This window comes from Chryseobacterium shigense, from assembly GCF_900156575.1.
GTDB classification, from domain to species: domain Bacteria; phylum Bacteroidota; class Bacteroidia; order Flavobacteriales; family Weeksellaceae; genus Chryseobacterium; species Chryseobacterium shigense.
The window spans coordinates 112,278-135,363 of the sequence record NZ_FTNY01000005.1 but is presented as its reverse complement, the minus strand read 5'-3'; the positions used below and the strand labels follow the sequence as shown (position 1 = coordinate 135,363).

The following is a 23,086-nucleotide window of genomic DNA, read 5'->3' as shown; positions in this document are numbered from 1 at the left end:
AGCCTTTACGATAAAAGTAATTGTAATGAACTATGCTTAAAATAAATTAATTCCGGGTGAATCAACAAAGGACTTTCCTAAAAAAGCCCCCTGCTGATCAATCAAATATATTGGATCTAGTTTTTAATAATTTTCTTAGAAAAAACCTGTCCGTTCTTTAGTTTTAATTCTACAATATAAAGCCCGCTCGGAAGCCCGTTCAGATTGACCTGGTTGTTGGAGAACAGAATTTTGTTCAGCTTTTGTCCTACCATATTGATGACATTGACACTTTCAATCAATGAATCTGCCTTAATATTCAAGATGCCGTTCGTAGGGTTTGGATAGAAACCTACCGTTTCAGTCTTTCTGATGATATCTGATGTTCCTAACGCAGAACCCGTCTTGATACACCTCACTGCTGATCCCTGTCCTCGCATTGCTCCTGAAGAAGGATTGGCAATTGTGGAACCTATGTACAGATATTTTCCTCCAGAATTTGAGGTATCAGAACTCCAGAAATACCCTCTTTGCCCTGCAAAGGTAAGTGCTCCGTTGGAAGAGCTTCTGTATCCTGATGCCGGCAGTTTCAGGTAGCTGTTATATGCAGTCCCTGGGTTTGCTATATGCTCTGAATTCACAGCTGCTGTCCATTCAGCCTGGGAAGGCATTTTCCAACCTGGTCCTGCAGCCATACAAGGGTCCGCTCCTACGTTAGCTGATACATTCGCTGCATTGGAAGCGGTCCATTTGTCATTAGCCGCAAAAGTACCCCACCATGAAGTGGACCCGATAATAAAGGCGTTGGATCCAGCCAATCCATCAGGCGAATTCGGTGTTGTAGGTGCTGCAGTAGCGGAATTTCTCAGCTGGTGGCCATCATCCCATCTTCCCCACTGGAAAAGATCTCCGTACGATGCTTCATCCCCCAATGTTGATGCTACTACAGAACTTCCCAGGTTCTGTTGCATCCAGATGTTTCCATCAGCACCTCTTACGGTGGAATACGTTACGGTTTGCCCGCGATAAGTAAAAGTTACACAACCTGTATCTCCTGCAGTGCTTCCCGGATCAGTATTGGTACAGCCAGGCAGAGTTCCGTTCAATGGAATCCTTTTTACTTTGGTAACCTCCTCGGTATAAGCAAGTACCAAGTAATTATTAGCCTTATCTATAGCCAGGTCATTATATTTTGATTCTCCGTCAGAAATAAAATCACCGCCAAATGGGATCCATTTCTCTATAGCTGCATCAAATTTGTAAACGGTATTTCTTAAAAAATCGTCATTTTCAAAACGGCTTGCCACTACATAAGGCTGACCAGATGAGGTAACTGCTATGGCCACATGCTGTACTCTTCCTTCAGAGAAATTAACTTCACCTAGCTGTATCCATGCATTACCGGAGAATTTCTTTACGTTTAACTTCTGTCCGTTCGCTGAACTTGAAACATACGCTACGTAGAGATTGTTGTTCCCATCTATAGCAATATCTGATGTATACTGTTCTGAAGAAGAAGCGGCATCTACAATACTGCCACCCACCAGCATCCAAGTATCCGTAGCTGTCGCAGAAGTACTGTTTTCATAAACTCTTACTCCTGCTGATATACTGCATGTGTAGATTTTCTGATTAGATCCTATGACCATTTCTGCAAATGAAGCCCCATTGGAAAAACCTGTATTTCCTACCTGCTCCCAATTTCCGTTGACATAACGCTTTACGGTTCCTGAATTATGCCCTCCAAATGTAAACAGAACATTGGACGGAGAAACTGCAGAAGCATGATAATTGGCAGAAGATTCTGTGGCCTTTGGAAGCTGAGTCCATGAAGTTCCGTTAAACTGACGAACTTCAATACCTGATGCGGGATATCCTGCCTGGTTGGTATAAAAAATATTGCCTGAACCGTCAAGAGATAAAGTGTTAAAGGTAGCAGTGCCCTCTGTAATTCCGGCAGATCCTCCTACATAAGACCATGATGTCCCGTTGAATTTTTGTACCGAGCCTTTACCTACAGACGTATCATAATAAGAAAGATAATAATTTCCGGTCTGATCTACTACTAAATTATTATAACTGCTCCCCCCAGCTGAAACTCCCTGTGCGCCTCCTACATTTTCCCATTGCTGGCCGTATAGATAACTTCCTGCGATGGTGAGCAAGGCTAAACCTGCTCCTATTTTACGAATCGCAAAATGTAAATTTTGAAACATATTGAATATTATTTTTAATTATTCTAAATTTAATTTAATTTTGCGCAAAATTACCTTTCATTATTAACCCTGAGTTATCATTTCCAAACTTTTTGTTATCCGGTGTTAGGCTTTTATTTCAAATTGTACCTACCTGTAAAATCATTTCGTATGAAGAATCTCTCCAATAGCGGATTACTGTTCAGTTCCGAACACATCAAGATCGTGATGCAGGAAGATCAGCTGCCTGAAAAGTTTTCAAGATTACATATGGTTGAAAGCAGGGCGAGCTTCAGCCTTCTTTTTTTGTTGAGCCCTAATATTAATTTGGAGGCGAATGATTGTGAGACCAAATTTCTGTTCAGAAAAAACCAATACATCCTCCATTACTCTTCCCAGGAGAGCAAGGCAGAACTTTGGACAGACAACCAGGAAACAATAAAATATCTTCAGATCCAGATCAATTATCAGTACATTTTCAACCTCATCGACCCTGAATCTAGCAAAGAGAATGCAGATATTCTGGAAAATATGATCCGTAACAATTATATATTCATTCATAAGAAAACACCTCCGCATATGACTGTAGAGATGCATATGATCTTAAATGAACTGATCAGCTATTCAAAAAAAGGGATGATGCAACGATTGTTTGTTGAAGCGAAAATCATTAAACTTCTTCTTCTGATCTTTGACCAGTTTAATGAAAAGAATGTGATACTGACGGAACCGGGAACCTCTTTTATCATTAAAAAATATATTGATGAAAATTATCACAAAAATATCCGGGCCGAAGACATAGGAAAGCTTACGGGTATTAATCAGAATAAGATCAGAAAGGAATTTAAAGCTCAATATCAGATGACTGTATCCGATTACATCTCGGAACTGAGAATGCTGAAAGCAAAGAAAATGATCATTGATAAAGGGATTATGATCAAAGAAATAGCGATTGAATGCGGCTATGAGTATGTTCAGAATTTCACGCGGGCATTCAAGAAAAAATTTGGGGTCTCGCCAGAACAACTGAGAAATGGGTAATAAAAAAAACCGCCTAAAAATTAAGCGGTTTATATATGTTGTTTTGCTTTGATATTACTTTTTCAGAATTAAGGTGAAAAAGCAATGACAATCAAATTAATGATGATGTCCGTGATCGTGTAGGAACGGTCCGTTTCCTTTAGGATTACTGTAGATTACTTCTACACCTTCCTGCTCGTTTACCTCTTTTCTTCTGATGTCCTCAGGGTCGAAAGGTTTTACTTTTCCGAAATATTCTTTCAGACCTTCAGTTAACCACATTGGGATTACCAAACCGAAGAACATGAAGATACACCAGAACCCTACTAAGAACATGATTATAAAGAATACAGTCCATAGGAACTGGTAGAACGGCCAAAATGCTGATAAAATCGTTATCATTTTCTTAAAGATTTTAGGCAAAAATAGGACTTTTTTGTGTCGTACACAAAAGATACACGTCCTATTTTCTAATTTATTTTGATTTTAAACTAATTAATGAGCTAGATCTGCGAAGAAATCGTTGCCTTTATCATCCGTAATGATGAATGCTGGGAAGTCTTTTACTTCGATCTTTCTTACGGCTTCCATCCCCAATTCAGGGAAATCTACGATATCTACGGATACAATATTCTCTTTGGCAAGAATGGCTGCAGGTCCGCCAATGGATCCCAGATAGAATCCTCCGTATTTACCGCATGCATCGGTTACTTCTTTAGTTCTGTTACCTTTCGCCAGCATAATCATGCTTCCGCCGTGGCTCTGGAATTCGTCAACATAGACGTCCATTCTTCCGGCAGTTGTAGGCCCGAAACTTCCTGATGCCATTCCTTCCGGAGTTTTTGCAGGTCCTGCGTAATAGATGGGATGATTTTTGAAATATTCCGGCATCGGTTGACCGCTATCCAGAATTTCTTTAATCTTTGCGTGAGCAATATCTCTTGCAACGATCAATGTTCCGTTTAATTTCAATCTCGTTTTGACCGGATATTTTGAAAGCTCAGCCAGAATTTCCGGCATTGGCTTATTCAGATTGATTTCTACAGCCTCTTCTAAGTGCGGAGGTGTATCCGGTAAAAATCTTTTTGGATTTTCTTCCAGCTGCTCAAGGAAGATACCGTCTCTGGTGATTTTACCTTTAATATTTCTGTCTGCTGAACACGAAACCCCCATTCCCACAGGGCAAGAAGCAGCGTGACGCGGAAGCCTGATTACTCTTACGTCATGGGTAAGATATTTTCCTCCAAATTGCGCTCCGATGGCACTTTCCTGACAGATTTTCTGAACTTTGGCTTCCCATTCCAGGTCCCTGAATGCCTGTCCGCCTTCATTTCCTTCTGTCGGAAGGTTGTCATAATATTTTGCAGATGCTTTTTTCACAGCGGCTAGATTCGCTTCAGCAGAAGTTCCTCCGATAACAAGCGCCAGGTGATAGGGCGGGCAGGCAGCCGTTCCAAGATCTGAGATTCTTTCTTTGACAAATGCCTCCAGAGACTTTTCGTTCAATAATGACTTGGTCTTTTGATACAGGAATGTTTTGTTAGCAGATCCTCCTCCTTTCGTTAAAAATAAAAATTCATAGTAATCTCCTTTCTTAGCATAAATATCGATCTGTGCCGGAAGATTGGATCCTGAATTTTTTTCTTCGAACATCGTTAAAGGAACTACCTGTGAATATCTAAGGTTTCTTTTCTGATAGGTATTATAAATTCCTTTGCTCAGGTATTCTCCATCATCCACGCCGGTGTAAACACTTTCTCCTTTTTTCCCCATTACAATAGCCGTACCTGTATCCTGACAAGAAGGAAGAGCTCCCTCAACGGCAACGGCTGCATTCTGTAAAAGATTATATGCTACGAATCTGTCATTATCAGTCGCTTCCGGATCATCGATGATTCTTTTAAGACTTTCCAAGTGTGAAGAACGAAGCATGAAAGAAACATCAGCCATCGCTTCTTCCGCTAAAAGCTCCAGTCCTTTCGGGTCAATGGTTAAAATTTCTCTATCTCCTAATTGCTCAACTTTTACGTAGTCTGATGTCAATTTTTTATACACCGTATCATCTTTCTGGATCGGATACGGATCCTGATATCTAAAATCCATTCAATTTTTGTTTGTGCAAAAATACGCCTTCCTTAAAAAAACATGAGTAAAATCAGTGATCCCTATTGATATTTATAATGGTTATAAATTGCGTGATTCTGCGTTTATCGTTAACTTTATAAAAATTTCAATCACAATGAATTACAGAATCGAAAAGGACACTATGGGAGAGGTTCAGGTGCCTGCAGACAAGTTTTGGGGAGCACAGACTGAACGTTCCAGAAATAATTTTAAGATCGGACCGGAGGGTTCTATGCCCCACGAAATCATTGAGGCTTTTGCTTATTTAAAGAAAGCAGCAGCCTATACCAATACAGATCTTGGAGTTCTTCCTGCTGAAAAAAGAGATATGATTGCCAAGGTGTGTGAGGAAATCCTGGAAGGAGAACTCAACGATCAGTTTCCTTTGGTCATCTGGCAAACGGGATCGGGAACGCAGTCTAATATGAATATCAATGAAGTGGTTTCCAACAGAGCTCATGTGAACAATGGCGGAGTTTTGGGCGAAAAATCTGAAATTCACCCGAATGATGATGTGAATAAATCACAGTCTTCCAATGATACTTACCCAACGGCAATGCACATTGCTGCTTATAAAAAAGTGGTGGAAGTAACGATTCCTGCTGTTGAAAAACTGAAGAATACAATTGCAGCTAAAGCAGAAGCTTTTAAAGATATTGTAAAAATCGGGAGAACCCACCTGATGGATGCTACTCCTCTTACGCTTGGGCAGGAGTTTTCCGGCTACAAAGCGCAGCTTGAATATGGATTGAAAGCTTTAAAAAATACGCTGCCTCACCTTTCTGAACTTGCTTTGGGAGGAACCGCCGTAGGTACAGGACTTAATACACCGAATGGTTATGATGTAAAAGTAGCTGAATATATTGCCAAGTTTACAAACCATCCTTTCATCACTGCTGAAAACAAATTTGAGGCTCTGGCCGCTCACGATGCAATTGTAGAATCTCACGGAGCTTTAAAGCAACTGGCTGTCTCACTATTCAAGATAGCTCAGGACATCCGATTGCTGGCTTCCGGACCGCGTTCGGGAATCGGTGAAATTCATATTCCGGAAAATGAACCGGGATCTTCTATTATGCCGGGGAAAGTAAACCCTACACAGAATGAAGCCATGACAATGGTTTGTGCTCAGGTTCTTGGAAATGATACGACCATATCTTTTGCGGGAACTCAGGGGAATTATGAGCTTAATGTTTTTAAGCCGGTGATGGCTTACAATTTCCTGCAGTCTGCACAACTGATTGCTGATGCCTGTATTTCATTCAATGATCATTGTGCGGAAGGTATTGAACCCAACCATGAGAGAATTAAAGAACTGGTAGACAAATCATTAATGCTTGTCACTGCTTTAAACACCCACATCGGCTATGAAAATGCAGCAAAAATTGCAAAGACAGCCCATAAAAACGGGACCACGTTAAAAGAAGAAGCCGTAAATCTTGGCTTTTTAACTGCTGAGCAGTTTGATGAATGGGTAAAGCCGGAAGATATGGTGGGAAGCCTTAAATAAAATTTTAGCCCTTATAGATTAAATGATAGAAACCTCAGAAATTCTGGGGTTTTTATTTTTAGTAACCCGCTGTCTTACAATTTTTTATCAAAATACATTTTATAATTCTATTTTTTCATATATTAGTGATATACAAAAACTAATATATGAAAAATCTGAAAAAACTCAACAGAGCCAGCCTGAAAGAAGTATTTGGAGGAGCGGTTATTCCACGATGCCCTGCCAACTGGTATTTAATTCAGTATAACGGATATTATGCGTGCTGCCCTGTTCCTACAGACAATCCCTGTTCACAGGCAGGATGCATGATCCATGTCGATATGTGTGCCACTCCGATAGAGGAAGATCCTATTTAACTTGGATTCGGGATAAGAAAAATTAAGATTGATGGGTTTCGGCTTTTGGGATGCGGGTTTGAGATTTGAAAGTATATAGAAATATCTATAAAATATTTGGAAATTTTTTTGACGCAAAGATTATCTTATTAACATTTAGCTTTAAGGAAGGCAAAGACTGTACTGCGTCACTGATGAAGCGATCTGTATACAACATCCGCTTCATCGAATCAATGAAATTGATTCCGCCTTTGCTCCCCTTTATGAATAGAATAATCAATTCTTTGCGTCAAAAAAGCCTTTTCAACTCCTCCCGGATTTTGAAATTGATCCAGTATATGCATGTAAGGTCGTTTCATATTTCAACCACGAAACCCTTATCCCAAACTCTGGTTATTTAAAATAATTGATGGAGAGGCCGGAAACAAGTTCCGGCCTTTTTATTTATCCTGAAAATTCATCCAGCATATTTCTTGTAGGAACGAAAAACAAGGTTCCGGTCATGGCTGTGCTGAAATCTAAAATTCTGTCATAATTACCAACCGGATCTCCGACAAACATATTGGTCAGCATTTTCTTCGTTGTGCTGAATGTACTTGAATAAGCAATAAAGTAAGTTCCGAATTCATTGGAAGAAGGTCTTCCAAAAGGCATATTATCTCTTACGATCTTAAGTTCCTCTCCGTTTTCCCCTTCAATATTGGCTAATGCGATATGGGAATTGGATGGCTTTACGGCATCGGACATTTCAATATCATTTTCCTTTGACCTTCCGATTACTTTTTCCTGTTCTTCTGTAGAAAGGCCTTTCCACGCATCCATATTGTGCAGGTATTTTTGGACAAACAAGTAGCTCCCTCCTTTGTACTGTAAATCTTCTTCTCCAATTTTCGCAAAATAATCCCGGTCTTCTCCGTGCGGATTTTCGGCACCATCTACAAAACCCAGAATGGAACGGGCATCCCAATATTTGAATCCGCTGATCTCGAGAATACTTTCTGCAACGGGGCTTAAAAGTCTGGATATTTCTATCGCCATGTCGAAAATAAGACTTTTATTATCTGCTCTCAGGTGGAAATGAAGATCGCCGGGTGTAGAAACGGCCGTATGCTTTCCTCCCTTGATTTCTTCAAAATTCACCAACTCCTTAGGCATTGGCGTTGGAAGTTCTAATTTTTTCCAGCCTTCACAGCCGATCCCCATCACACCGCTGGCTCTGCTGTCCGGAAACCTGTTAGCAACTGAATTATTAAGATTGAGAACCAATGCACAAAGCTGCCTGAAAGTATCTTTCAGCTCAGGGTGATCATTGAGTTTCCACACCATAAAAATAGTGTTGGTGTTAGGATAGTCGGTGACGTTTTGTGATTCTATACTCATTAATTTTTTATATGAATTAAATGACCGAAGAGGCAGAAACCTGATCTGCAAAATACTGCTCCAGATCCTGCAATGTTTCCGGATTGGTCTTGATGTCTTTGACAAGCTGTCCTTTGTTGACCACCACAATTCTATTGCAGACTTCTGTTGTATGTGACAGGTCATGGCTGGAGATCAGAAAAGTCACTCCATCCTGTTTTGAAAGTTCTTTGATGAGGTTTTTAAGCTTGATCTGAGTAGAAGGGTCCAGATTGGCAAACGGTTCATCCAGAATAATAATTTCCGGATTTCCGATAATTGCGCCTATAATTCCCACTTTTTTCTGGTTCCCTTTTGATAAATCACGGACGTACTTTCCCGAATTCAGAATCTCCCCATTAAAAAAATCATGGAAAGGTTTTAAGAATTCATCAATGGAGGCTTTATTCTGTCCTCTCAGTTCTCCGATGAAATAAAAATATTCTTCGGGAGTCAGGTAGCCGATCAGGAAAGTATCATCCACAAAAGCGGAGACTTTATTTTTCCAGGCTTCAGACTCATTGACTTTGATTCCGTCGATGCTTACCAATCCCGTTGTAGCCTGAATCAAATCAAGCATAAGACTAAAAAGCGTGGTTTTTCCTGCTCCATTGTTTCCTACCAGTCCAAATGTTTCACCGTTAGGAATTTCAAGATGCTCAATTTGAAGAACGGTAGCCGTTCCGTAGGTTTTGGATAAGTTATTGATAGTAATCATAATTTAGTCTTTATTTTTAAATGCATCCAGTGTACTGTACTTTTCTCTTTTGTATTGTTTGACGATGATGTCGAATATTTTTTCTCTGAGCAAAAACCCAGCAAGTCCTAAAACGGCTATACTAATAACTCCGCCAGTCATTCCAAAGAAATATTTTGACAGAGCAAAGACTCCCATAGGAAGAAGCATTTTTGGGATGAGCAGAAGCAGAGCTTTCAGATTAAAACTGTTTTTCTGCCCTATTCTTTTTTCTTTTGAATTAAGATCGATCTGCGTTTTATTGAAGGCTCCGGACCAAAGGGTAAACTGGGAGTTTACACCCATATTATAAAGCCCTGCCGCGAAAAATGTGATATACAGTTCCCAGCCAAAATAGACATAAAATAAGGCCATAATCATTGAAGCTGCCGTCACTATATTAATCAGCCACCATTTTGCTTTAAGATATTCTTTATATGGCACATTCAATGTCATCATCAAAGGATAGTAAGAACTGTCGAAGGCAGGAACCCTCTGGCCGAAAAGAAACTGAAATCCTCCGGTTACAAAAAGTCCCATAAACATGATCATAGCGGGGGTCTTGTAAATAGGAGAAGTGAACATCAGCATTCCATAAAAAAGGAAGAAAAAGCTTCCGATCAGAATTCCTTTCGTGACTTTATTCCGTCTCAGCATTTTAATATCATTGTTAATGAATGTCCCGATGACGCCGTACTTGTTCAGGAAGGCAATATTTTCTGTTTTTCCGAGCTGTTTTTTAGCTTCCAGTCCCTGATCGAGATAGAATTCTTTTCGGACATATCTAAAACAGATGATCCATAGTCCAAAAAACAATACCATTGGAATGGTCATAAGGTAAGGACTTTGGTAAAAGCTGTAAATAAAATGCTCTGAGTAAGAAAATACGGGTATAATATGGTAATAGCCAAGGCCGGCAACCGCAGCAAAGAGGCCGCCTACAATAATGGCAACAATTTCTTTATCATTGAAAAGAATATTAATAAAATTATTCAGGTAAAATAGAAAAGAAATACCCACAAACCAGGTCAAAATACCAATAACACTGTACCCATTAAACAGGGCAATGACCGAAAATGTAATAAAAAACAAGGAATTCAGCCAGCTAAATGCTGAAAGAAAGGTTTTCACAAGCATATAATTGACCAGCGTATTTTTCGGAATATTAAGGGTCAAAAATGGCTTAATGTTTTGGGTTGACATTTCTTGCCAGATATACTTGAAGATGAGGTCTACCGCCCAGGCAACGATTAAAAGCTTTGAAACCACTTTCAAAGGATCCTGATGCATTTCGTTCCGTACATAGAAGAATGCAGCGAAAGCGCCTCCCGCCAGACAGGCCATAAAATAAAGGATTCCTATAAAGCGAAAGATCTTCATGGCCAGATTCACGCCTACAGAGGTACCACGGAAAAAGCTTTTGATTTCCAGTCTGAGGAACTTTAGAAACATATTTTAGTTTTTTATATTAGTCAATATAATATAAAAAATGTTACAGTTTTTTAGCCGATTAATTCTTTCGCCTGTGCCAGTGCGGCCTCGGTAATTTTGCTTCCGGAAAGAAGCTGGGCAATTTCGTTCAGTTTTTCCTCTTCGTTCAGAGGGATGATGGTAGACTGTGTTTTGCCGGAAATATCACGTTTCACAACTTTGTAATTGTCATTTCCTTTGGCTGCAACCTGTGCCAGGTGAGAAATAACGATCAGCTGCATATCCGCGGACATTTCTCTCATCAGATTTCCGATTTCTTCGGCTACTTTTCCGGAGACTCCTGTATCAATTTCATCCAGGATAAGCGTTGGAAGTTCATCACTTTCGGCAATGATCTTTTTCACGGCAAGCATCACTCTGGATCTTTCACCACCGGAAATAGCGGTCTGGATTGGCTTTAATGGGAAGCCCGAGTTGGCCTGAAACAGCAATTGTATATTTTCTTTTCCAAATGCATTAAATTCCTGAGTATCCTGAAGTTCAATATCAACTCTGGATTTTTCAAGGCCTAATTTTTTCAGAAGGGTTTCTGCTTTTTTAATGAAAACTGGAACCGATTTTTTTCTGTTTTTTGAAAGTTTCTCAGCCAGAATCTGAAGTGTTTTCTCTTTTTTAGAAATATTTTCCTCCATTTCAGCAATATGATCTTCGAGCTCTGAAGCTCCTTTCTGCTCACCTGCCAGCTGATCTCTGAGTTCTCTCAATTCATTGATATCAGATACAGTATGCTTTAGAAAAAGGGCATTGATTTTATTATTAAGCTCCACAAGGATCGCCAGATTTGCTGGGTTGATCTCTATTCTTTCGGACTCATTTTCCAATTCGGAAATAATATCTTTCAGTTCCACAAAAGAGGTTTCCAGCCTTTCGTCAAGCTCTGAAAAACTGTTGGATACTTCAGATATTCTTGACAGTTTATGTTTGGCTTCGTTAAAGAATGATAGAATTCCTACTTCTTCCTGATGGAATCTTGAGAGGATCTGTACAAGATTTTCAGAAATCATTTCAGCATTCTCCTGAACAGATAGCTGGTTTTGAAGGTCTTCATAATCTACGTCATCAAGTTTCAGTTCTTCAAGTTCATTCAGCAGAAATTCTTTGTAGTCGCTTTCTTTTCTGTTTTCAGAAAGCTGGGTCTGAAGTTTTTTAAGCTGTAATTTCAAACTCTGAAAGTCGGAAAATTCATTCTGATACTCTTCAATCAGCTTTTTATTTTCAGAAAGCCCGTCAATAATTTTAAACTGATATTCTGAGGTAAAAAGGTTTGAGGTTTCAAACTGGGAATGAATGTCAATAAGTTGAGACGTTAATTCTTTAAGGACATCAAGGGTCACAGGAACATCATTAATGAATGCTCTGGATTTCCCTGAAGGAAGGATTTCCCGTCTGATGATGGTCTGATGTTCATAATCCAGATCATTTTCAATAAAGAATTTTTTGAACTGGTTATTTAAGTCGAATTCCGTTTCTACAATGCTTTTCTCTTCCGATTTGGAAATAGATTTTACTTCTGCCCTTTCGCCAAGAATAAGCCTTAAAGCTCCTAAAATAATAGATTTACCGGCTCCGGTCTCACCGGTAATTACCTGCAGACCGTTATTCAATGATACTTCAAGGGTATCAATCAAGGCAAAGTTTTTAATGTAAATTCTCGAAAGCATGGATAATAGCTGATTACTTTAAGTAATGCAAATATAGAATTTAGTATTCGGTATTCAATGGGTAAAGCCGGCAGATTTTATTTCCATTTGCTCCACTTATTTTCTGAATATTTGGGCGTAAGGATCATCATGAGCTGTTTAAGGTCATTCATAACCAGTCCTCCGTTGTTTCCGGAATTGAAAATATTGAAAATCTCGTCACTTTTATTATCTAAAAACAGGTTGAAGTAATAGGATTGCTGAAATGAATTTTCATACATTTTCAACTGCATAAGCGCATCAAAGATCACTTTTTTTGCAGCGGTCTGATCCTGGTTGAATAAATTATCCAAACCAGCCCTGTGATAGGTATACATCGTGGAACGCAATTGGCTCCAGTTCGGATTGATAATCTCATTGATCAGTATTGTACGGCTTCGCGGCTCGTTGATGACATTCCATCCTTCATAGTTTCTGTTCTGTGAATTCTGAGCAATCTGCTGGGCTTTTGAGAACCATTGTGTTCCTCCCATAGACTGGAAACTGTCTGCATCATAGCCTAAGATCACATAGACGTAAAAGCTTACCACATCGATCAGGTTTTTACCGGAAAACTGTCTCTCATTAAATACAAGGTTTTCATTTTCCACATATTCAAATGCAAATCTCTGGTCCTGAAGATTGACCAACGGTGACTCGTAATTTGTATTGTAAACCGGACGAACAGCCTGGATCACAATGCTTCCTTTAAATCTGTTACCATCTCTTTCTGCAATAACGACAGCGAAATTACATTTGATCTTTTCGAAATTCTGAAGCTTTTTTCCGGTCCAGCTGGTATTATTAATAAAGTCTCTAAGACTTTTTTCCAGCGCTTTGTAGGCTTGCTGGTTACTTCCTCCCAGCTGCTGGGAGTTGATCTGTACCGTTGCAAGCAGTTCCTGGGAAAAACTCAGGTTATATATAAAAAGCAGCAAGAACAGGCTTATGATTTTTTTCATTATCTATTAAAAATTGAGAACGGAAATTTATTAAAATTATTTTAAAAGTTGAGCCTCAACAAAATCCAGAATATCTATGGCTACTTTATCTTTGGATTTAAGGTCAAATTCTTTTTTTTCGGTTGTGGTCAGTATCTTGATTTTATTGGTGTCGTTTTTAAAGCCTGCCCCTTCATCGCGCAGGGAGTTCAGAACGATCATATCAAGGTTTTTCTTTTCCAGTTTTCCTTTGGCATTTTCTTCTTCATTCTGGGTTTCCAGGGCAAAACCTACAAGAAACTGATGGGTTTTCTTTTCCCCCATTGTTTTGAGAATGTCAGGATTTTTAACCAGTTCAAGGGTTAAATTTTCATCATTCTTTTTAATTTTCTCTTTTGCTACCTCTTTTGGAGCATAATCTGCGACTGCAGCACTGGCAATACCGATATCGATATGGTCATAGAATTCAAAAACTTTGGCCAGCATTTCTTTTGCAGAGGTCACTTTATGAAGTTCTATATTTCTATCTTCGGTTGTCTGAGCACTGGGGCCGGAGATCAGAATAACTCTGGCGCCTCTTTTGGAGGCTTCTTCAGCCAAAGAAAAGCCCATTTTACCTGAAGAATGATTTCCGATAAATCTTACGGGATCAAGCGCTTCATAGGTAGGTCCGGCTGTGATTAATACTGTTTTTCCTGCCAGACTTTTGATATGATTTCCGGAAGTAAAAAAATTCTCAATGGTTTTAACAATGGTGCCAGGTTCTGCCATTCTACCTTGCCCTACCAATCCACTGGCAAGCTCACCTGTTTCAGCAGGGATGATACAATGTCCGTAATCTTCCGCCATCTCAAGGTTTTGTTTGGTGGAAGGATGTGCATACATATCCAAATCCATCGCCGGAGCAATAAACACCGGGCATTTGGCAGACATATAGGTGGCAATAACCAGATTATCACACATTCCGTGCATCATTTTGGCTAATGTATTGGCTGTACATGGAGCCATGATCATCACATCTGCCCATAAGGCCATTTCTACATGACTGTTCCAGGTACCGTTGTCTCCATAAAAATCTGAATAAACAGGTTTTTTTGAAAGGGTTGAAAGACTTAGTTTTGTTACAAACTGTTCTGCATCGGGAGTCATGATCACCTGAATTTCGGCTCCTTTTTTCACAAAATCTCTGATGAGGAAATGAATTTTATAGGCCGCAATTCCACCGGAAACAGCGATAAGTATCTTTTTACCGGAAACACTCATTTAGTTTTAATTTTTGAAATACTAAATTACTTATTTTTTCGCACAAAGCCGGATATAAACAGACAAAGGTCATAAAAGAATTGAATTCCCTTATGACCTTCATATGATTAAAAACAAAAATAATTACTTTCTGTCTTCTGTCTTTCTGAAATAGATATCTTCATTCAGCCATTCTTCGATAGCAATAGAAGTAGGCTTAGGAAGTTTTTCGTAATGTTTAGAGATTTCTATCTGCTCTCTGTTTTCGAAAACTTCTTCCAATGTAGAATTGTGCACAGCAAATTCGTCCAATTTATTGTGAAGTTCCGTACGGATCTCCGCATTGATCTGCTCTGCTCTCTTTCCCATGATAACAATAGCTTCATAGATTGAACCTACTTTATCTTCAATCTTGTCTTTATCGTAAGTAATAGTATTTACTTCTGCTTTTGTATCTTTTACACTCATTTTGAGAAAATTATTTTATTAATAAGACGGCAAATTTACGAATTATCTTTGGATTTTGAAAGTGGCAGCTGGTGGAGGGGTCTGAAGTGCCGCACTGTCCCTCTGCATCTGCATTGCCTTCTTCTCATTACTGATCTGATCTTTGATTTGCTGCTCAGTTTTACTTTTCTCAGCCACTTTTTCAGCCTCCTTTTTCTGTCTTATCGTTAATGCCGCAATTCTTGCTTCTGTTTGTTTTTTAACAACCACAAAGTTTTCCTTTTCTTTTTCCAGTTTTCCTCTCAGATCTGTTGCTGTTTTGGAGTACTCTGTATTCGGGAGTTCTTTTTCCACGAGTTTTGTATAAGCCAGTGCGCTTTCGATACGTTCGTCTTTAAGTTCATAGACGGATTTCACAGCCAGTTCGTAACGAGATTTCATGATAAAATCATAAATTTTCGGACGAAGTTTTGTACTTGGAAAATCTTCTAGTACATTTTCCATCGCTACGTTAGCCGCTTTGTATTCACCCATCTTGAAATACTGTCTGGCATTCTCATATGCTTTGAATTCCAGTTTATAAGACAGTTCGTCAACCAGCTGACCGATATTTTTAGATCTTTCAGAGTTGGGATAATTGGTCAGGAAATCCTGAAGTTCATTGATCGCCGTTTCTGTAGTAGACTGGTCTAGATTATAATCCATAGAACCTTCATAGTAGCATAATGCAGACATATAGGCTGCTTCTTCTGCTCTAGGATCTTTTGGAAAGTTGACTGCGAAGTTTTTAAACTGATGTCCTGCCAGTTTATAACTCTTGTCATAGTAATTAGCATAAGCAGTATTAAAACCTACGTTAGGAAAATCATCTGTTCCTGCTACGAGGTTGGTCAACCTGTCATATAGAGCCAATGCATTTTTCCATTTCTTTTTGGTAAAATTATCATTAGCTGCCTTTAAGATAAAATTCTTGTCAGCACTCTTCATTGCTCTTTCCTGTTGGCTTACGCATGAGGAAACAACTGCCACAGCAAAAAGACCTAAAATATATTTTTTCATATAAAAAATTCAACAGTTTTCGGATTATAGGGCCGATTTACTAATTTGCAAAAATATAACTTTTTTGTCAATAGATTTTTTTTTATGAATATTTAACGTAAATTTAGTCTGCAGCGTATCCCAAAATCGCAAAAACACTAACTAAAAGATTCATTCTCACTTTTTTCTCTGCTTCTTTGGTGTAAGCTTCTTCATTTTTACTTGGTACGTAGAGCTCATAGAAATTTTTATTTCTGATGACAAATAATGTAGAACCTATAATCATGGTCAGGATATCCTCAGGTTTCGGAGTAAAAGTGAATACTCCGGAAGCAACTCCTTTTTTGATCACATCATCAAGTTTCTTTACAAACAGCTGATAGAAATCCAGCAGCTCATCTTTTAAGTTCTCGGTATGCCTGAGTTCCTGAGTAACAAACCCATGAAAATAATTGTATTTGAATAGCTGGGACACAATATATTTAATGATTTCTCTGAGCTGCATTTCCGGCTTTCCATCTTTGATGGTATCTGCAAATTCTGAAAAATTCTCTCTTGTTTTCAGCACCCTGTACTGATATAGGTAAGACATCATTTTTTCTTTTGAACCGAAGTAGTAGGAAATCATTGCCACATTGATGTTGGCCTTGGAACAGATATCTCTTACCGAAGTTCCCTCATACCCTTTTTTGGCGATAAGTTCCTCAGCAATATCCAGTATATGGATCTGTTTTTCCGTAAATTTTTTTCTCATGAAGTGCACTTTGAGTAAAGTTAAGAAATTTTTAACACAATTATAAACGTTCGTTTAATAATTTTAAATTAATTTTCTAGATAATCGTACTTTTGTGAATGGATTTTTTTGATTTTCACCATCATAAGAAAAATATTCTGGATGGGATTTACAATATTGACCTTGGAATGGCTCCTCCGGACTGTGCCTATTCCATTGGTATACATCCTAAAGATATTGCTGTAGATTCTCTGGAGGAACAGTTTGATTGGCTGGAATCAAATATTTCAGAAAACTGTCTGGCGATCGGAGAATGTGGATTGGATTCAATAGTGCGTGTTCCTCAAAAGGTTCAGGAGCAAGTATTTTTAAGACAAATCCATATTTCCAATGAGATCAGGAAACCCTTGATTATTCACTGTGTAAGAAAGTTTTATGAGGTTATTTCTTTAACCAAGAAAGCCGAACAACCGGTTATTATTCATGGTTTTAACAAAAAACAACGGATCGCTGAAGACCTGCTGAAGAATAATTTTTATTTGAGTTTTGGAAAAGCTGTTTTGTATCATTTATCTTTGCAGGATATTATAAGGAATACCCCCTTAGATAAAATCTTTTTAGAAACTGATAATGAATGTTTTGCTATTGAAGAATTATATTCAAAAGTTTCAGAATTAAAGGGCGTTTCTTTGGAAAAGCTGAATGAACAGATTTTAGAAAATTTAGACACGATAAAGAATGGATAAGTACTGGCTGGAGAGAACGGAGCTCCTGATCAAAGAAGAAGGTTTAGAAAAACTTAATAAGGCAAATGTCCTGGTGATAGGATTAGGAGGAGTAGGTTCTTTTGCTGCAGAATTTTTAGCCAGATCAGGTGTTGGAAATATGACGATTGTGGATGGCGATACGGTAGATATCACCAATATCAACAGACAGTTGCCTGCCTTACATTCCACCGTTGGAAAGCACAAGGTGGAAGTGGTGGCGGAAAGACTCTTGGACATCAACCCCGGGCTTAATCTGAAGAAAATCAATGAATTTCTTAATCCGGAAAGGATGGATGAAGTTCTTGAATCGGATAAGTTCAATTATATTCTGGACTGCATCGACAGCATTACTCCCAAGCTATGTTTAATTAAAGCGGCCAAAAGGAAAAAAATAAAACTCATCAGTTCTATGGGAGCTGGCGGAAAAACGGATCCGAGTAAAGTAATGGTAAGGGACATCAGCAAGACGCAAAATTGTTTTCTTGCCAGACAAATCAGAAAAAGACTTAAAAAAGAAAATATCAACAAGGGCTTCAGATGTGTTTTTTCCAACGAACTTCAACAGGAAGAAAGCCTGAAATTGACCGATGGAGCTAATTATAAAAGATCTTTCTACGGCACGGTAAGCTATATTCCTGCAATTTTCGGATTGTATGCAGCAGCTGAAGTGATTAATTATTTAGTGAAACAAGATTAATGCAAAACTTCAAATACTCCAGAGAAGAAAAACTCAAAAAAAACACTGAGATCGCTTTACTTTTTGACAAAGGTAAATGGAGGAGTTGCGGAAATCTAAGAATCATTATTCTGAAGGACAAACCCAATTTACCGATCGAAAACCATAAGTTCGGGGTTTCTGTTTCCAAAAGATATTTCAAGAAAGCGGTGCACAGAAATAGAGTGAAGAGACTTTTAAGGGAGTGTTACCGCTTGAATAAGGAGGTATATAAAGAGGCTTTCGGAGAGAAAACACTGGCGATGATGTTTTGGGTTTCTTCTGAATTGCCTGCCAAGTTTCAGGATGTGGAAGAGCAGTTTCTCAAGCTTTGCCAGATGCAGAAGAAGGCTTGATCAGGAAACAATGTAACAGTTTAATAATTTACCGATGCAATGGTAATGCTTTCCCACTGAACGTACAGATTTTCACAGAGAAGAGCCTTTAATTCTTTGTGAAATCATTTCTTTTTACTTTAACAGCTCATCTTTTATTCATGCAGAACAAATATCTGTGCAATCAGAGAAATCTGTGGGAAATAAGCTGTCTATGATTTTACAGGTTATAAATTTTTCTAAAATCTTGCATAGTTTTTGTAATTTTAGGGGAAACAATAAATCTGAAAATTAAAATGTTAGATCATGTTCCCTATTTTTCTTATGTCCTGAGTGCCTTCATCGGCATCGGTTTGGCTGCCGCAACAGGTTTCAGAGTTTTCCTGCCTATGTTTGCCGTAAGCCTTGCTTCTTACTTTCACTGGATTCCGATGAATGAACATTTTGACTGGCTTGCCGGGCTTCCGGCACTTATTACTACCGGTATTGCCACTATTGCTGAAATTTTAACGTATTATATCCCTTTTGTAGATCATCTGCTGGATACCCTCTCAGTACCTTTGGCTACTGTGGCTGGCTCTGTTTTATTTGCCAGCCAGTTTGCAGATCTTGGAACTTTTCCGCAGTGGGCACTTGCTTTAATTGCGGGGGGAGGAACTGCAGCAACGATCAGTTCGGGCTTTGCCGGAATCCGGGCAGCTTCTACAGCAACCACGGGAGGTCTGGGAAATTCTGTAGTGGGAACTACTGAAACGGCAGGAGCAGGCATTATGACTGTACTGGCAATGGCTGCACCGGTTATTGCAGCGGTATTTGCCGTGATTCTGATTATCCTGGTTATTGTTTTTGGCCGGAAAGCCTGGCGAAAGATACGAGGCAGGAAAAATACTCCAGAAAATATATAAAAATCAAAGGCTGAACACTTCTGTATTCAGCCTTTACTTTATCTTTTATTCCTTTCTAGCTTTTGCTTCTGAAATCTTTTATTTCTTTAATTTTAGATTGGAAGTGCTCCTTTTTTTCAGGCGTCTTCTTGATCAGGATTTCAAATGCTTTAATAGCTTTTGTATACAATTTCTGTTCGAAGTAGAGATTGGCAAGTGTTTCGGTCATCAGGTGTGAGATGTCATCATTTTTTTCTCTGACAACGTAGGTGCTTTCGTCTCTTAACTGACTGATCTTAGGATTGTTTTCTATAAAAGCTTCAATAACCTTCTCCTGAACTGGCGGGATGGGTGCTTCCTGTACTTTTTTCTCAGCAATGGCTTCTTCCTCTACTGGTCTGTCTATTTTCAGCCAGCTTTGCCATGTATTGATAAATCCTGGAACATTGCTGTCATCTGCTGTTTTTGCCGTATTTGGAGCTTTTACTTCCTGAACAGGGTCTTCTATAGTTTTTTCTTTTTCTGCTTTTTGTACTGATAAACTTGAAATATCTGTTCCAAAGAAAGAAACATTCATAACGGGAGCCTCTTCTCCTCTATGCGTTTTTGTTTCTGTACTTTCTTCAGAGCTTTTAACTTCTTCAGCTTCTTCTATTGTAAGTTGTTCAGGCATTTCTTCTACAACTAACTGGCTGCTGTCTCCTAAGGCTGTTTGGATGTCTTTTTGAGGAGCTTCGGGAGCTTGTGCTGCTGTTTCCTCATGATCGTCCTTTGCCGCCGGAACTGCCTGCTGTTTTGGAGTTTCCGTGTTAGATAAATTTTCTTTAGTCTCTTTACTGATCATGGAATCGGGCAGATTAGACTCCAGACTCATGGGTTTCCATGCAGAAACTTCTTGTGAAATGCTTTCCTTTTCGTCAGCCTTTTGCTCTGCTTGTAATGGTTCTTCAAGGGATTCTGACTGAATGGCACTATCTTCTATGGGTTCAGGTACAGATTCTTCAGCTTTAGATTCTTCTTTTTCAGTGGACCAGAAATGGAAATTCTGTGTTTCTGCAAAACTGATCTCGTGATCGGCGGTTTCAGGCTCTTGGCCTTCATCCTTCGGAGTTGAGTGCGCCTCTTTCATCTTCTTCTCCACTTCTTCGATCAGGCGTCTCATTTCTTCCTCATGCTTATTCACATTCGGTTTGGAAACTTCAGAAGCAACTGCTTTGTCATCACTGTTTCCCTGAATTTTAACATCGGGCAGAAACTGATCCAGTCCGTGGAAACTTATTTCAGCATCGGGCTCAGCGGTACTTTCATCTTTAGCAACAATGGCAAGATCCTGATCATTTTCGGCAACTCCGGATTCTTCAACTTTTTCCTGTTGCTTCTCACCTTCTTTAACTTCCGGATCCGGAGTGATGGTTTCAACTTCATGAAAACTTACGTCTTCATCTTTATCGATCTTCTGCTCTTCCGGCTGGCTATCAATATTATTTTCATCAACAATCAGTTCCGGAGTAAATTCTGCTCCAGTTTCACTATTGTTCTTATCATTATTTTCTGTTTCTACTCCATGGAAGCTTACATCTTCATCTTTATTGATTTCCTGCTCTTCCGGCTGGCTATCAATACTATTTTCATCAACAATCAGTTCCGGAGTAAATTCTGCTCCCACTTCTGACTCTTCCTCCTGCTTACTTTTTTTTGTTTCTTCTACCTGAACACCTTCTTCTTGTAGATCTTTTGCAGCAGTTTCCGTTTTTTGAGTTACGATGACCCCTGATTCCAGTGTAGATTCAAGGTCAATGATTTCAGAGTTGGTTTCCTCCAGGAAGTTTTCTTCTCCTTCAAAGAGTATCCGGTTTCTTTCTCCGTTGACATGGATGTGCCTGATTTCCTGAACAGGCGGCATCATGCTGGCAGCCTCTTCATATTTGGTCTGCTCCTTTTCAGAAGGCTGGTCTCTTTTGATCGGGAAAGCTTTGTCTTTATAGGAATATTTTGCCTCTTTTTCAATCGTTTTAGACGTTTTTTTATCTTCTATGACTTCAGGCTTTGGTTCCCGCTGAATCTTTCCGTTGATCAACTGATAAAGAAGCTTCTTGTCCGTGGTATAAGCCGCCGTTGTAGAAAGCTCTTTCTGATAGTTTTCTTTATCATAAAGGTGTACCCCAAACAAGTGAAGTGCCCTGATGTTTTGAACATAAGGAAATGCATGAATTTCTTCTTTCAAAAGACCGAGATCTTCTGACTGAATATTTTTGGGGTTCTTTAATAATTCTAAAACTCTGGGATTCATCTTACCAATTGGCTACAATATCGTTAAATATCTTGTTAATAATTCTGTCTGTCACTAGCTTCACCTGAGAAGCTTCGATCTCACTTTGGGTCAGATTACTGTTAAAAACGGCTTCATCCGTATAGGTTCTGTCAAAGCTGACATCCGGATGTACTTTATTTTCATAGTGTACTTTTACAGAAATAGTCAGCTTACTTTGTGCCTGCTGTACTACTCCACCCGAAGGGTTGGTCGTTGTATTGGAGCTGATCGTAGTTGGTGAATAGCCGTAGTCGGAGATTTCACCTTCTATCAAAATATCAGGATTTGATTTTGTTCCCTTTAAAGTCGTTCTCTGGAGAAATCTGTTTTGGATATCTGTAGAAAACTGTTGGGAAAGAGTGGGATTCACTAATGCTGCATTATTTGGAAATTCATTAATTTGAACAGTCTTTTCGTCCGTTAATGAAGATCCTGTAAATGAGTAACACTGGTGAAACAGCGAAAGCACTACAAACCCAATTATTATTTTTAATTTACTCATACTGTTTTTTGATTTAACGACTCCAACACATCTTTATAAGCGGCATACTTCATGCAGATTCCAAGAGGGATAGTCAAAAGAATTCCTATACCGCATACGATCATTCCAAGCTGGGAGACAATGCCTACCACAATAGAAAATAAAAAGATCTTAAAAAAGTTTTTTCGGGCAATTTTCCATGAAAGCCTGTAAGCTTCTCTTACACTTGTTACTCTGTAAAGCGAGATCAAAGGCTGTACAAAATACATTGATATGGAAAGAGCGATGAACAATATTACGGTTAACATGACCCACAATCCCATTCCGCCTGCAAATAAAGCAGCACTGGCATCTGACACATTTTCTCCATCATGTCCCGCTACTGCCAGAAATGGAAGCAAGGTCAGCTGTATCGGAATCATCACAACGATACATACTGCGAAAATAAGCAGAAACAATTTCAGATACACTACGAAATCCGTAAAGTCGAAAATATCCCCTGCTGAAACCTGCTGTCCTTCATCTACTTTTTTACAGATCTTATAGAAGTTTCCTAATCCAAGAATACCACAAAAAGGGATAAAACTGATGACAAAAAGAAGCAGCGTAGCGACGATAAAGCCACCAATATCTTTTTTGAACAGTTCTGTTCCCTGGGACAGATATTTCCCAATATTAAAATCATATTCTTTTATATTCAGTACTTCTAAATTTTTCATTCCTGT

The 23,086-nt window shown here is 38.9% G+C and carries 22 protein-coding genes; 7 read left to right on the top strand and 15 right to left on the bottom strand.

The window, feature by feature from the left end; translation table 11 throughout:
- Positions 1-116 precede the first annotated feature (116 nt).
- Positions 117-2,195 carry a T9SS type A sorting domain-containing protein gene (locus BW964_RS17720; protein ID WP_076509178.1) on the bottom strand — a complete coding sequence of 693 codons (2,079 nt, stop codon included), beginning with the start codon at positions 2,193-2,195 and terminating at the stop codon, positions 117-119.
- A gap of 150 nt (positions 2,196-2,345) precedes the next feature.
- On the opposite strand from BW964_RS17720, the gene BW964_RS17715 reads away from it, so the two are divergent.
- Positions 2,346-3,215 carry a helix-turn-helix transcriptional regulator gene (locus BW964_RS17715; RefSeq protein ID WP_076509176.1) on the top strand — a complete coding sequence of 290 codons (870 nt, stop codon included), beginning with the start codon at positions 2,346-2,348 and terminating at the stop codon, positions 3,213-3,215.
- 96 nt (positions 3,216-3,311) lie between these two features.
- Here BW964_RS17715 and BW964_RS17710 read toward each other — a convergent pair whose 3' ends face one another.
- Positions 3,312-3,596: a hypothetical protein gene (locus BW964_RS17710; RefSeq protein WP_181876125.1), complete on the bottom strand. Its 285-nt coding sequence runs from the start codon at positions 3,594-3,596 to the stop codon at positions 3,312-3,314.
- A 93-nt stretch (positions 3,597-3,689) separates the two neighbouring features.
- Positions 3,690-5,297, bottom strand: coding sequence for a fumarate hydratase (locus tag BW964_RS17705; RefSeq protein WP_076509175.1), 1,608 nt, complete (start codon positions 5,295-5,297; stop codon positions 3,690-3,692).
- Between the two features lie 136 nt (positions 5,298-5,433).
- Between BW964_RS17705 and fumC the strand changes: the two genes are divergently transcribed.
- Both fumC and BW964_RS17695 read left to right on the top strand, forming a co-directional pair.
- On the top strand, positions 5,434-6,828 hold the full coding sequence (fumC, locus tag BW964_RS17700) for a class II fumarate hydratase (RefSeq protein WP_076509173.1): 1,395 nt from the start codon (positions 5,434-5,436) through the stop codon (positions 6,826-6,828).
- Between the two features lie 146 nt (positions 6,829-6,974).
- Positions 6,975-7,184: a bacteriocin-like protein gene (locus BW964_RS17695; RefSeq protein ID WP_076509171.1), complete on the top strand. Its 210-nt coding sequence runs from the start codon at positions 6,975-6,977 to the stop codon at positions 7,182-7,184.
- Positions 7,185-7,607: 423 nt separating this feature from the next.
- On the opposite strand, the gene BW964_RS17690 is transcribed toward BW964_RS17695, so the two are convergent.
- The 9 genes from BW964_RS17690 to BW964_RS17650 form a co-directional block, all read right to left on the bottom strand.
- A complete protein-coding gene (locus BW964_RS17690; protein WP_076509170.1) occupies positions 7,608-8,543 on the bottom strand; it encodes a Dyp-type peroxidase in 936 nt (311 codons plus the stop codon).
- A 16-nt stretch (positions 8,544-8,559) separates the two neighbouring features.
- Complete coding sequence (locus BW964_RS17685) at positions 8,560-9,279, bottom strand: ABC transporter ATP-binding protein (RefSeq protein WP_076509168.1); 720 nt, start codon at positions 9,277-9,279, stop codon at positions 8,560-8,562.
- 3 nt (positions 9,280-9,282) lie between these two features.
- Positions 9,283-10,749 (bottom strand): DUF5687 family protein, encoded by a 1,467-nt coding sequence (locus BW964_RS17680; protein WP_076509167.1) that lies wholly within the window; start codon positions 10,747-10,749, stop codon positions 9,283-9,285.
- A 50-nt stretch (positions 10,750-10,799) separates the two neighbouring features.
- Positions 10,800-12,449, bottom strand: coding sequence for a DNA repair protein RecN (locus BW964_RS17675; RefSeq protein ID WP_076509165.1), 1,650 nt, complete (start codon positions 12,447-12,449; stop codon positions 10,800-10,802).
- Positions 12,450-12,526: 77 nt separating this feature from the next.
- Positions 12,527-13,429, bottom strand: coding sequence for a type IX secretion system protein PorD (gene porD / locus BW964_RS17670; RefSeq protein ID WP_073328862.1), 903 nt, complete (start codon positions 13,427-13,429; stop codon positions 12,527-12,529).
- A 36-nt stretch (positions 13,430-13,465) separates the two neighbouring features.
- Positions 13,466-14,671, bottom strand: a complete 1,206-nt coding sequence (coaBC, locus tag BW964_RS17665) for a bifunctional phosphopantothenoylcysteine decarboxylase/phosphopantothenate--cysteine ligase CoaBC (RefSeq protein WP_076509163.1) — start codon at positions 14,669-14,671, stop codon at positions 13,466-13,468.
- 123 nt (positions 14,672-14,794) lie between these two features.
- Entirely contained in the window at positions 14,795-15,118 is a 324-nt protein-coding gene (locus BW964_RS17660; RefSeq protein WP_027372958.1) for a DNA-directed RNA polymerase subunit omega, read from the bottom strand.
- Positions 15,119-15,160: 42 nt separating this feature from the next.
- Positions 15,161-16,156, bottom strand: a complete 996-nt coding sequence (locus BW964_RS17655; RefSeq protein ID WP_076509162.1) for an outer membrane protein assembly factor BamD — start codon at positions 16,154-16,156, stop codon at positions 15,161-15,163.
- Between the two features lie 103 nt (positions 16,157-16,259).
- Entirely contained in the window at positions 16,260-16,889 is a 630-nt protein-coding gene (locus BW964_RS17650; RefSeq protein WP_073328854.1) for a TetR/AcrR family transcriptional regulator, read from the bottom strand.
- A 98-nt stretch (positions 16,890-16,987) separates the two neighbouring features.
- Here BW964_RS17650 and BW964_RS17645 point away from each other — a divergent pair, with 98 nt between their 5' ends.
- The 4 genes from BW964_RS17645 to BW964_RS17630 all read left to right on the top strand — a co-directional run bounded on the left by BW964_RS17645 (position 16,988) and on the right by BW964_RS17630 (position 19,590).
- Complete coding sequence (locus BW964_RS17645; RefSeq protein WP_076509160.1) at positions 16,988-17,614, top strand: TatD family hydrolase; 627 nt, start codon at positions 16,988-16,990, stop codon at positions 17,612-17,614.
- Positions 17,607-18,332 (top strand): tRNA threonylcarbamoyladenosine dehydratase, encoded by a 726-nt coding sequence (locus BW964_RS17640; RefSeq protein ID WP_076509159.1) that lies wholly within the window; start codon positions 17,607-17,609, stop codon positions 18,330-18,332. Before BW964_RS17645 ends, BW964_RS17640 begins: the two co-directional genes overlap by 8 nt.
- Positions 18,332-18,706: a ribonuclease P protein component gene (gene rnpA / locus BW964_RS17635; protein WP_076509157.1), complete on the top strand. Its 375-nt coding sequence runs from the start codon at positions 18,332-18,334 to the stop codon at positions 18,704-18,706. The genes BW964_RS17640 and rnpA overlap by 1 nt, the downstream gene beginning before the upstream one ends.
- 275 nt (positions 18,707-18,981) lie before the next feature.
- On the top strand, positions 18,982-19,590 hold the full coding sequence (locus tag BW964_RS17630) for a DUF4126 domain-containing protein (RefSeq protein WP_076509155.1): 609 nt from the start codon (positions 18,982-18,984) through the stop codon (positions 19,588-19,590).
- A 55-nt stretch (positions 19,591-19,645) separates the two neighbouring features.
- On the opposite strand, the gene BW964_RS17625 is transcribed toward BW964_RS17630, so the two are convergent.
- From BW964_RS17625 to BW964_RS17615, 3 genes are read right to left on the bottom strand one after another with little or no spacing between them, the layout of a single operon-like run.
- Positions 19,646-21,859, bottom strand: coding sequence for a hypothetical protein (locus BW964_RS17625; protein ID WP_076509154.1), 2,214 nt, complete (start codon positions 21,857-21,859; stop codon positions 19,646-19,648).
- Between the two features lies 1 nt (position 21,860).
- A complete protein-coding gene (gene lptE, locus BW964_RS17620; RefSeq protein WP_076509152.1) occupies positions 21,861-22,382 on the bottom strand; it encodes an LPS assembly lipoprotein LptE in 522 nt (173 codons plus the stop codon).
- Positions 22,379-23,080 carry a DUF4013 domain-containing protein gene (locus tag BW964_RS17615; RefSeq protein ID WP_076509151.1) on the bottom strand — a complete coding sequence of 234 codons (702 nt, stop codon included), beginning with the start codon at positions 23,078-23,080 and terminating at the stop codon, positions 22,379-22,381. The genes lptE and BW964_RS17615 overlap by 4 nt, the downstream gene beginning before the upstream one ends.
- Positions 23,081-23,086: the final 6 nt, after the last annotated feature.

What these genes read in the sequence shown, in the direction of transcription:
- BW964_RS17720 (WP_076509178.1), bottom strand. Translation starts at nt 2,195, where the DNA reads ATGTTTCAAAATTTACATTTTGCGATTCGTAAAATAGGAGCAGGTTTA.
- BW964_RS17715 (WP_076509176.1), top strand. Translation starts at nt 2,346, where the DNA reads ATGAAGAATCTCTCCAATAGCGGATTACTGTTCAGTTCCGAACACATC.
- BW964_RS17710 (WP_181876125.1), bottom strand. Translation starts at nt 3,596, where the DNA reads ATGATAACGATTTTATCAGCATTTTGGCCGTTCTACCAGTTCCTATGG.
- BW964_RS17705 (WP_076509175.1), bottom strand. Translation starts at nt 5,297, where the DNA reads ATGGATTTTAGATATCAGGATCCGTATCCGATCCAGAAAGATGATACG.
- fumC (WP_076509173.1), top strand. Translation starts at nt 5,434, where the DNA reads ATGAATTACAGAATCGAAAAGGACACTATGGGAGAGGTTCAGGTGCCT.
- BW964_RS17695 (WP_076509171.1), top strand. Translation starts at nt 6,975, where the DNA reads ATGAAAAATCTGAAAAAACTCAACAGAGCCAGCCTGAAAGAAGTATTT.
- BW964_RS17690 (WP_076509170.1), bottom strand. Translation starts at nt 8,543, where the DNA reads ATGAGTATAGAATCACAAAACGTCACCGACTATCCTAACACCAACACT.
- BW964_RS17685 (WP_076509168.1), bottom strand. Translation starts at nt 9,279, where the DNA reads ATGATTACTATCAATAACTTATCCAAAACCTACGGAACGGCTACCGTT.
- BW964_RS17680 (WP_076509167.1), bottom strand. Translation starts at nt 10,749, where the DNA reads ATGTTTCTAAAGTTCCTCAGACTGGAAATCAAAAGCTTTTTCCGTGGT.
- BW964_RS17675 (WP_076509165.1), bottom strand. Translation starts at nt 12,449, where the DNA reads ATGCTTTCGAGAATTTACATTAAAAACTTTGCCTTGATTGATACCCTT.
- porD (WP_073328862.1), bottom strand. Translation starts at nt 13,429, where the DNA reads ATGAAAAAAATCATAAGCCTGTTCTTGCTGCTTTTTATATATAACCTG.
- coaBC (WP_076509163.1), bottom strand. Translation starts at nt 14,671, where the DNA reads ATGAGTGTTTCCGGTAAAAAGATACTTATCGCTGTTTCCGGTGGAATT.
- BW964_RS17660 (WP_027372958.1), bottom strand. Translation starts at nt 15,118, where the DNA reads ATGAGTGTAAAAGATACAAAAGCAGAAGTAAATACTATTACTTACGAT.
- BW964_RS17655 (WP_076509162.1), bottom strand. Translation starts at nt 16,156, where the DNA reads ATGAAAAAATATATTTTAGGTCTTTTTGCTGTGGCAGTTGTTTCCTCA.
- BW964_RS17650 (WP_073328854.1), bottom strand. Translation starts at nt 16,889, where the DNA reads ATGAGAAAAAAATTTACGGAAAAACAGATCCATATACTGGATATTGCT.
- BW964_RS17645 (WP_076509160.1), top strand. Translation starts at nt 16,988, where the DNA reads ATGGATTTTTTTGATTTTCACCATCATAAGAAAAATATTCTGGATGGG.
- BW964_RS17640 (WP_076509159.1), top strand. Translation starts at nt 17,607, where the DNA reads ATGGATAAGTACTGGCTGGAGAGAACGGAGCTCCTGATCAAAGAAGAA.
- rnpA (WP_076509157.1), top strand. Translation starts at nt 18,332, where the DNA reads ATGCAAAACTTCAAATACTCCAGAGAAGAAAAACTCAAAAAAAACACT.
- BW964_RS17630 (WP_076509155.1), top strand. Translation starts at nt 18,982, where the DNA reads ATGTTAGATCATGTTCCCTATTTTTCTTATGTCCTGAGTGCCTTCATC.
- BW964_RS17625 (WP_076509154.1), bottom strand. Translation starts at nt 21,859, where the DNA reads ATGAATCCCAGAGTTTTAGAATTATTAAAGAACCCCAAAAATATTCAG.
- lptE (WP_076509152.1), bottom strand. Translation starts at nt 22,382, where the DNA reads ATGAGTAAATTAAAAATAATAATTGGGTTTGTAGTGCTTTCGCTGTTT.
- BW964_RS17615 (WP_076509151.1), bottom strand. Translation starts at nt 23,080, where the DNA reads ATGAAAAATTTAGAAGTACTGAATATAAAAGAATATGATTTTAATATT.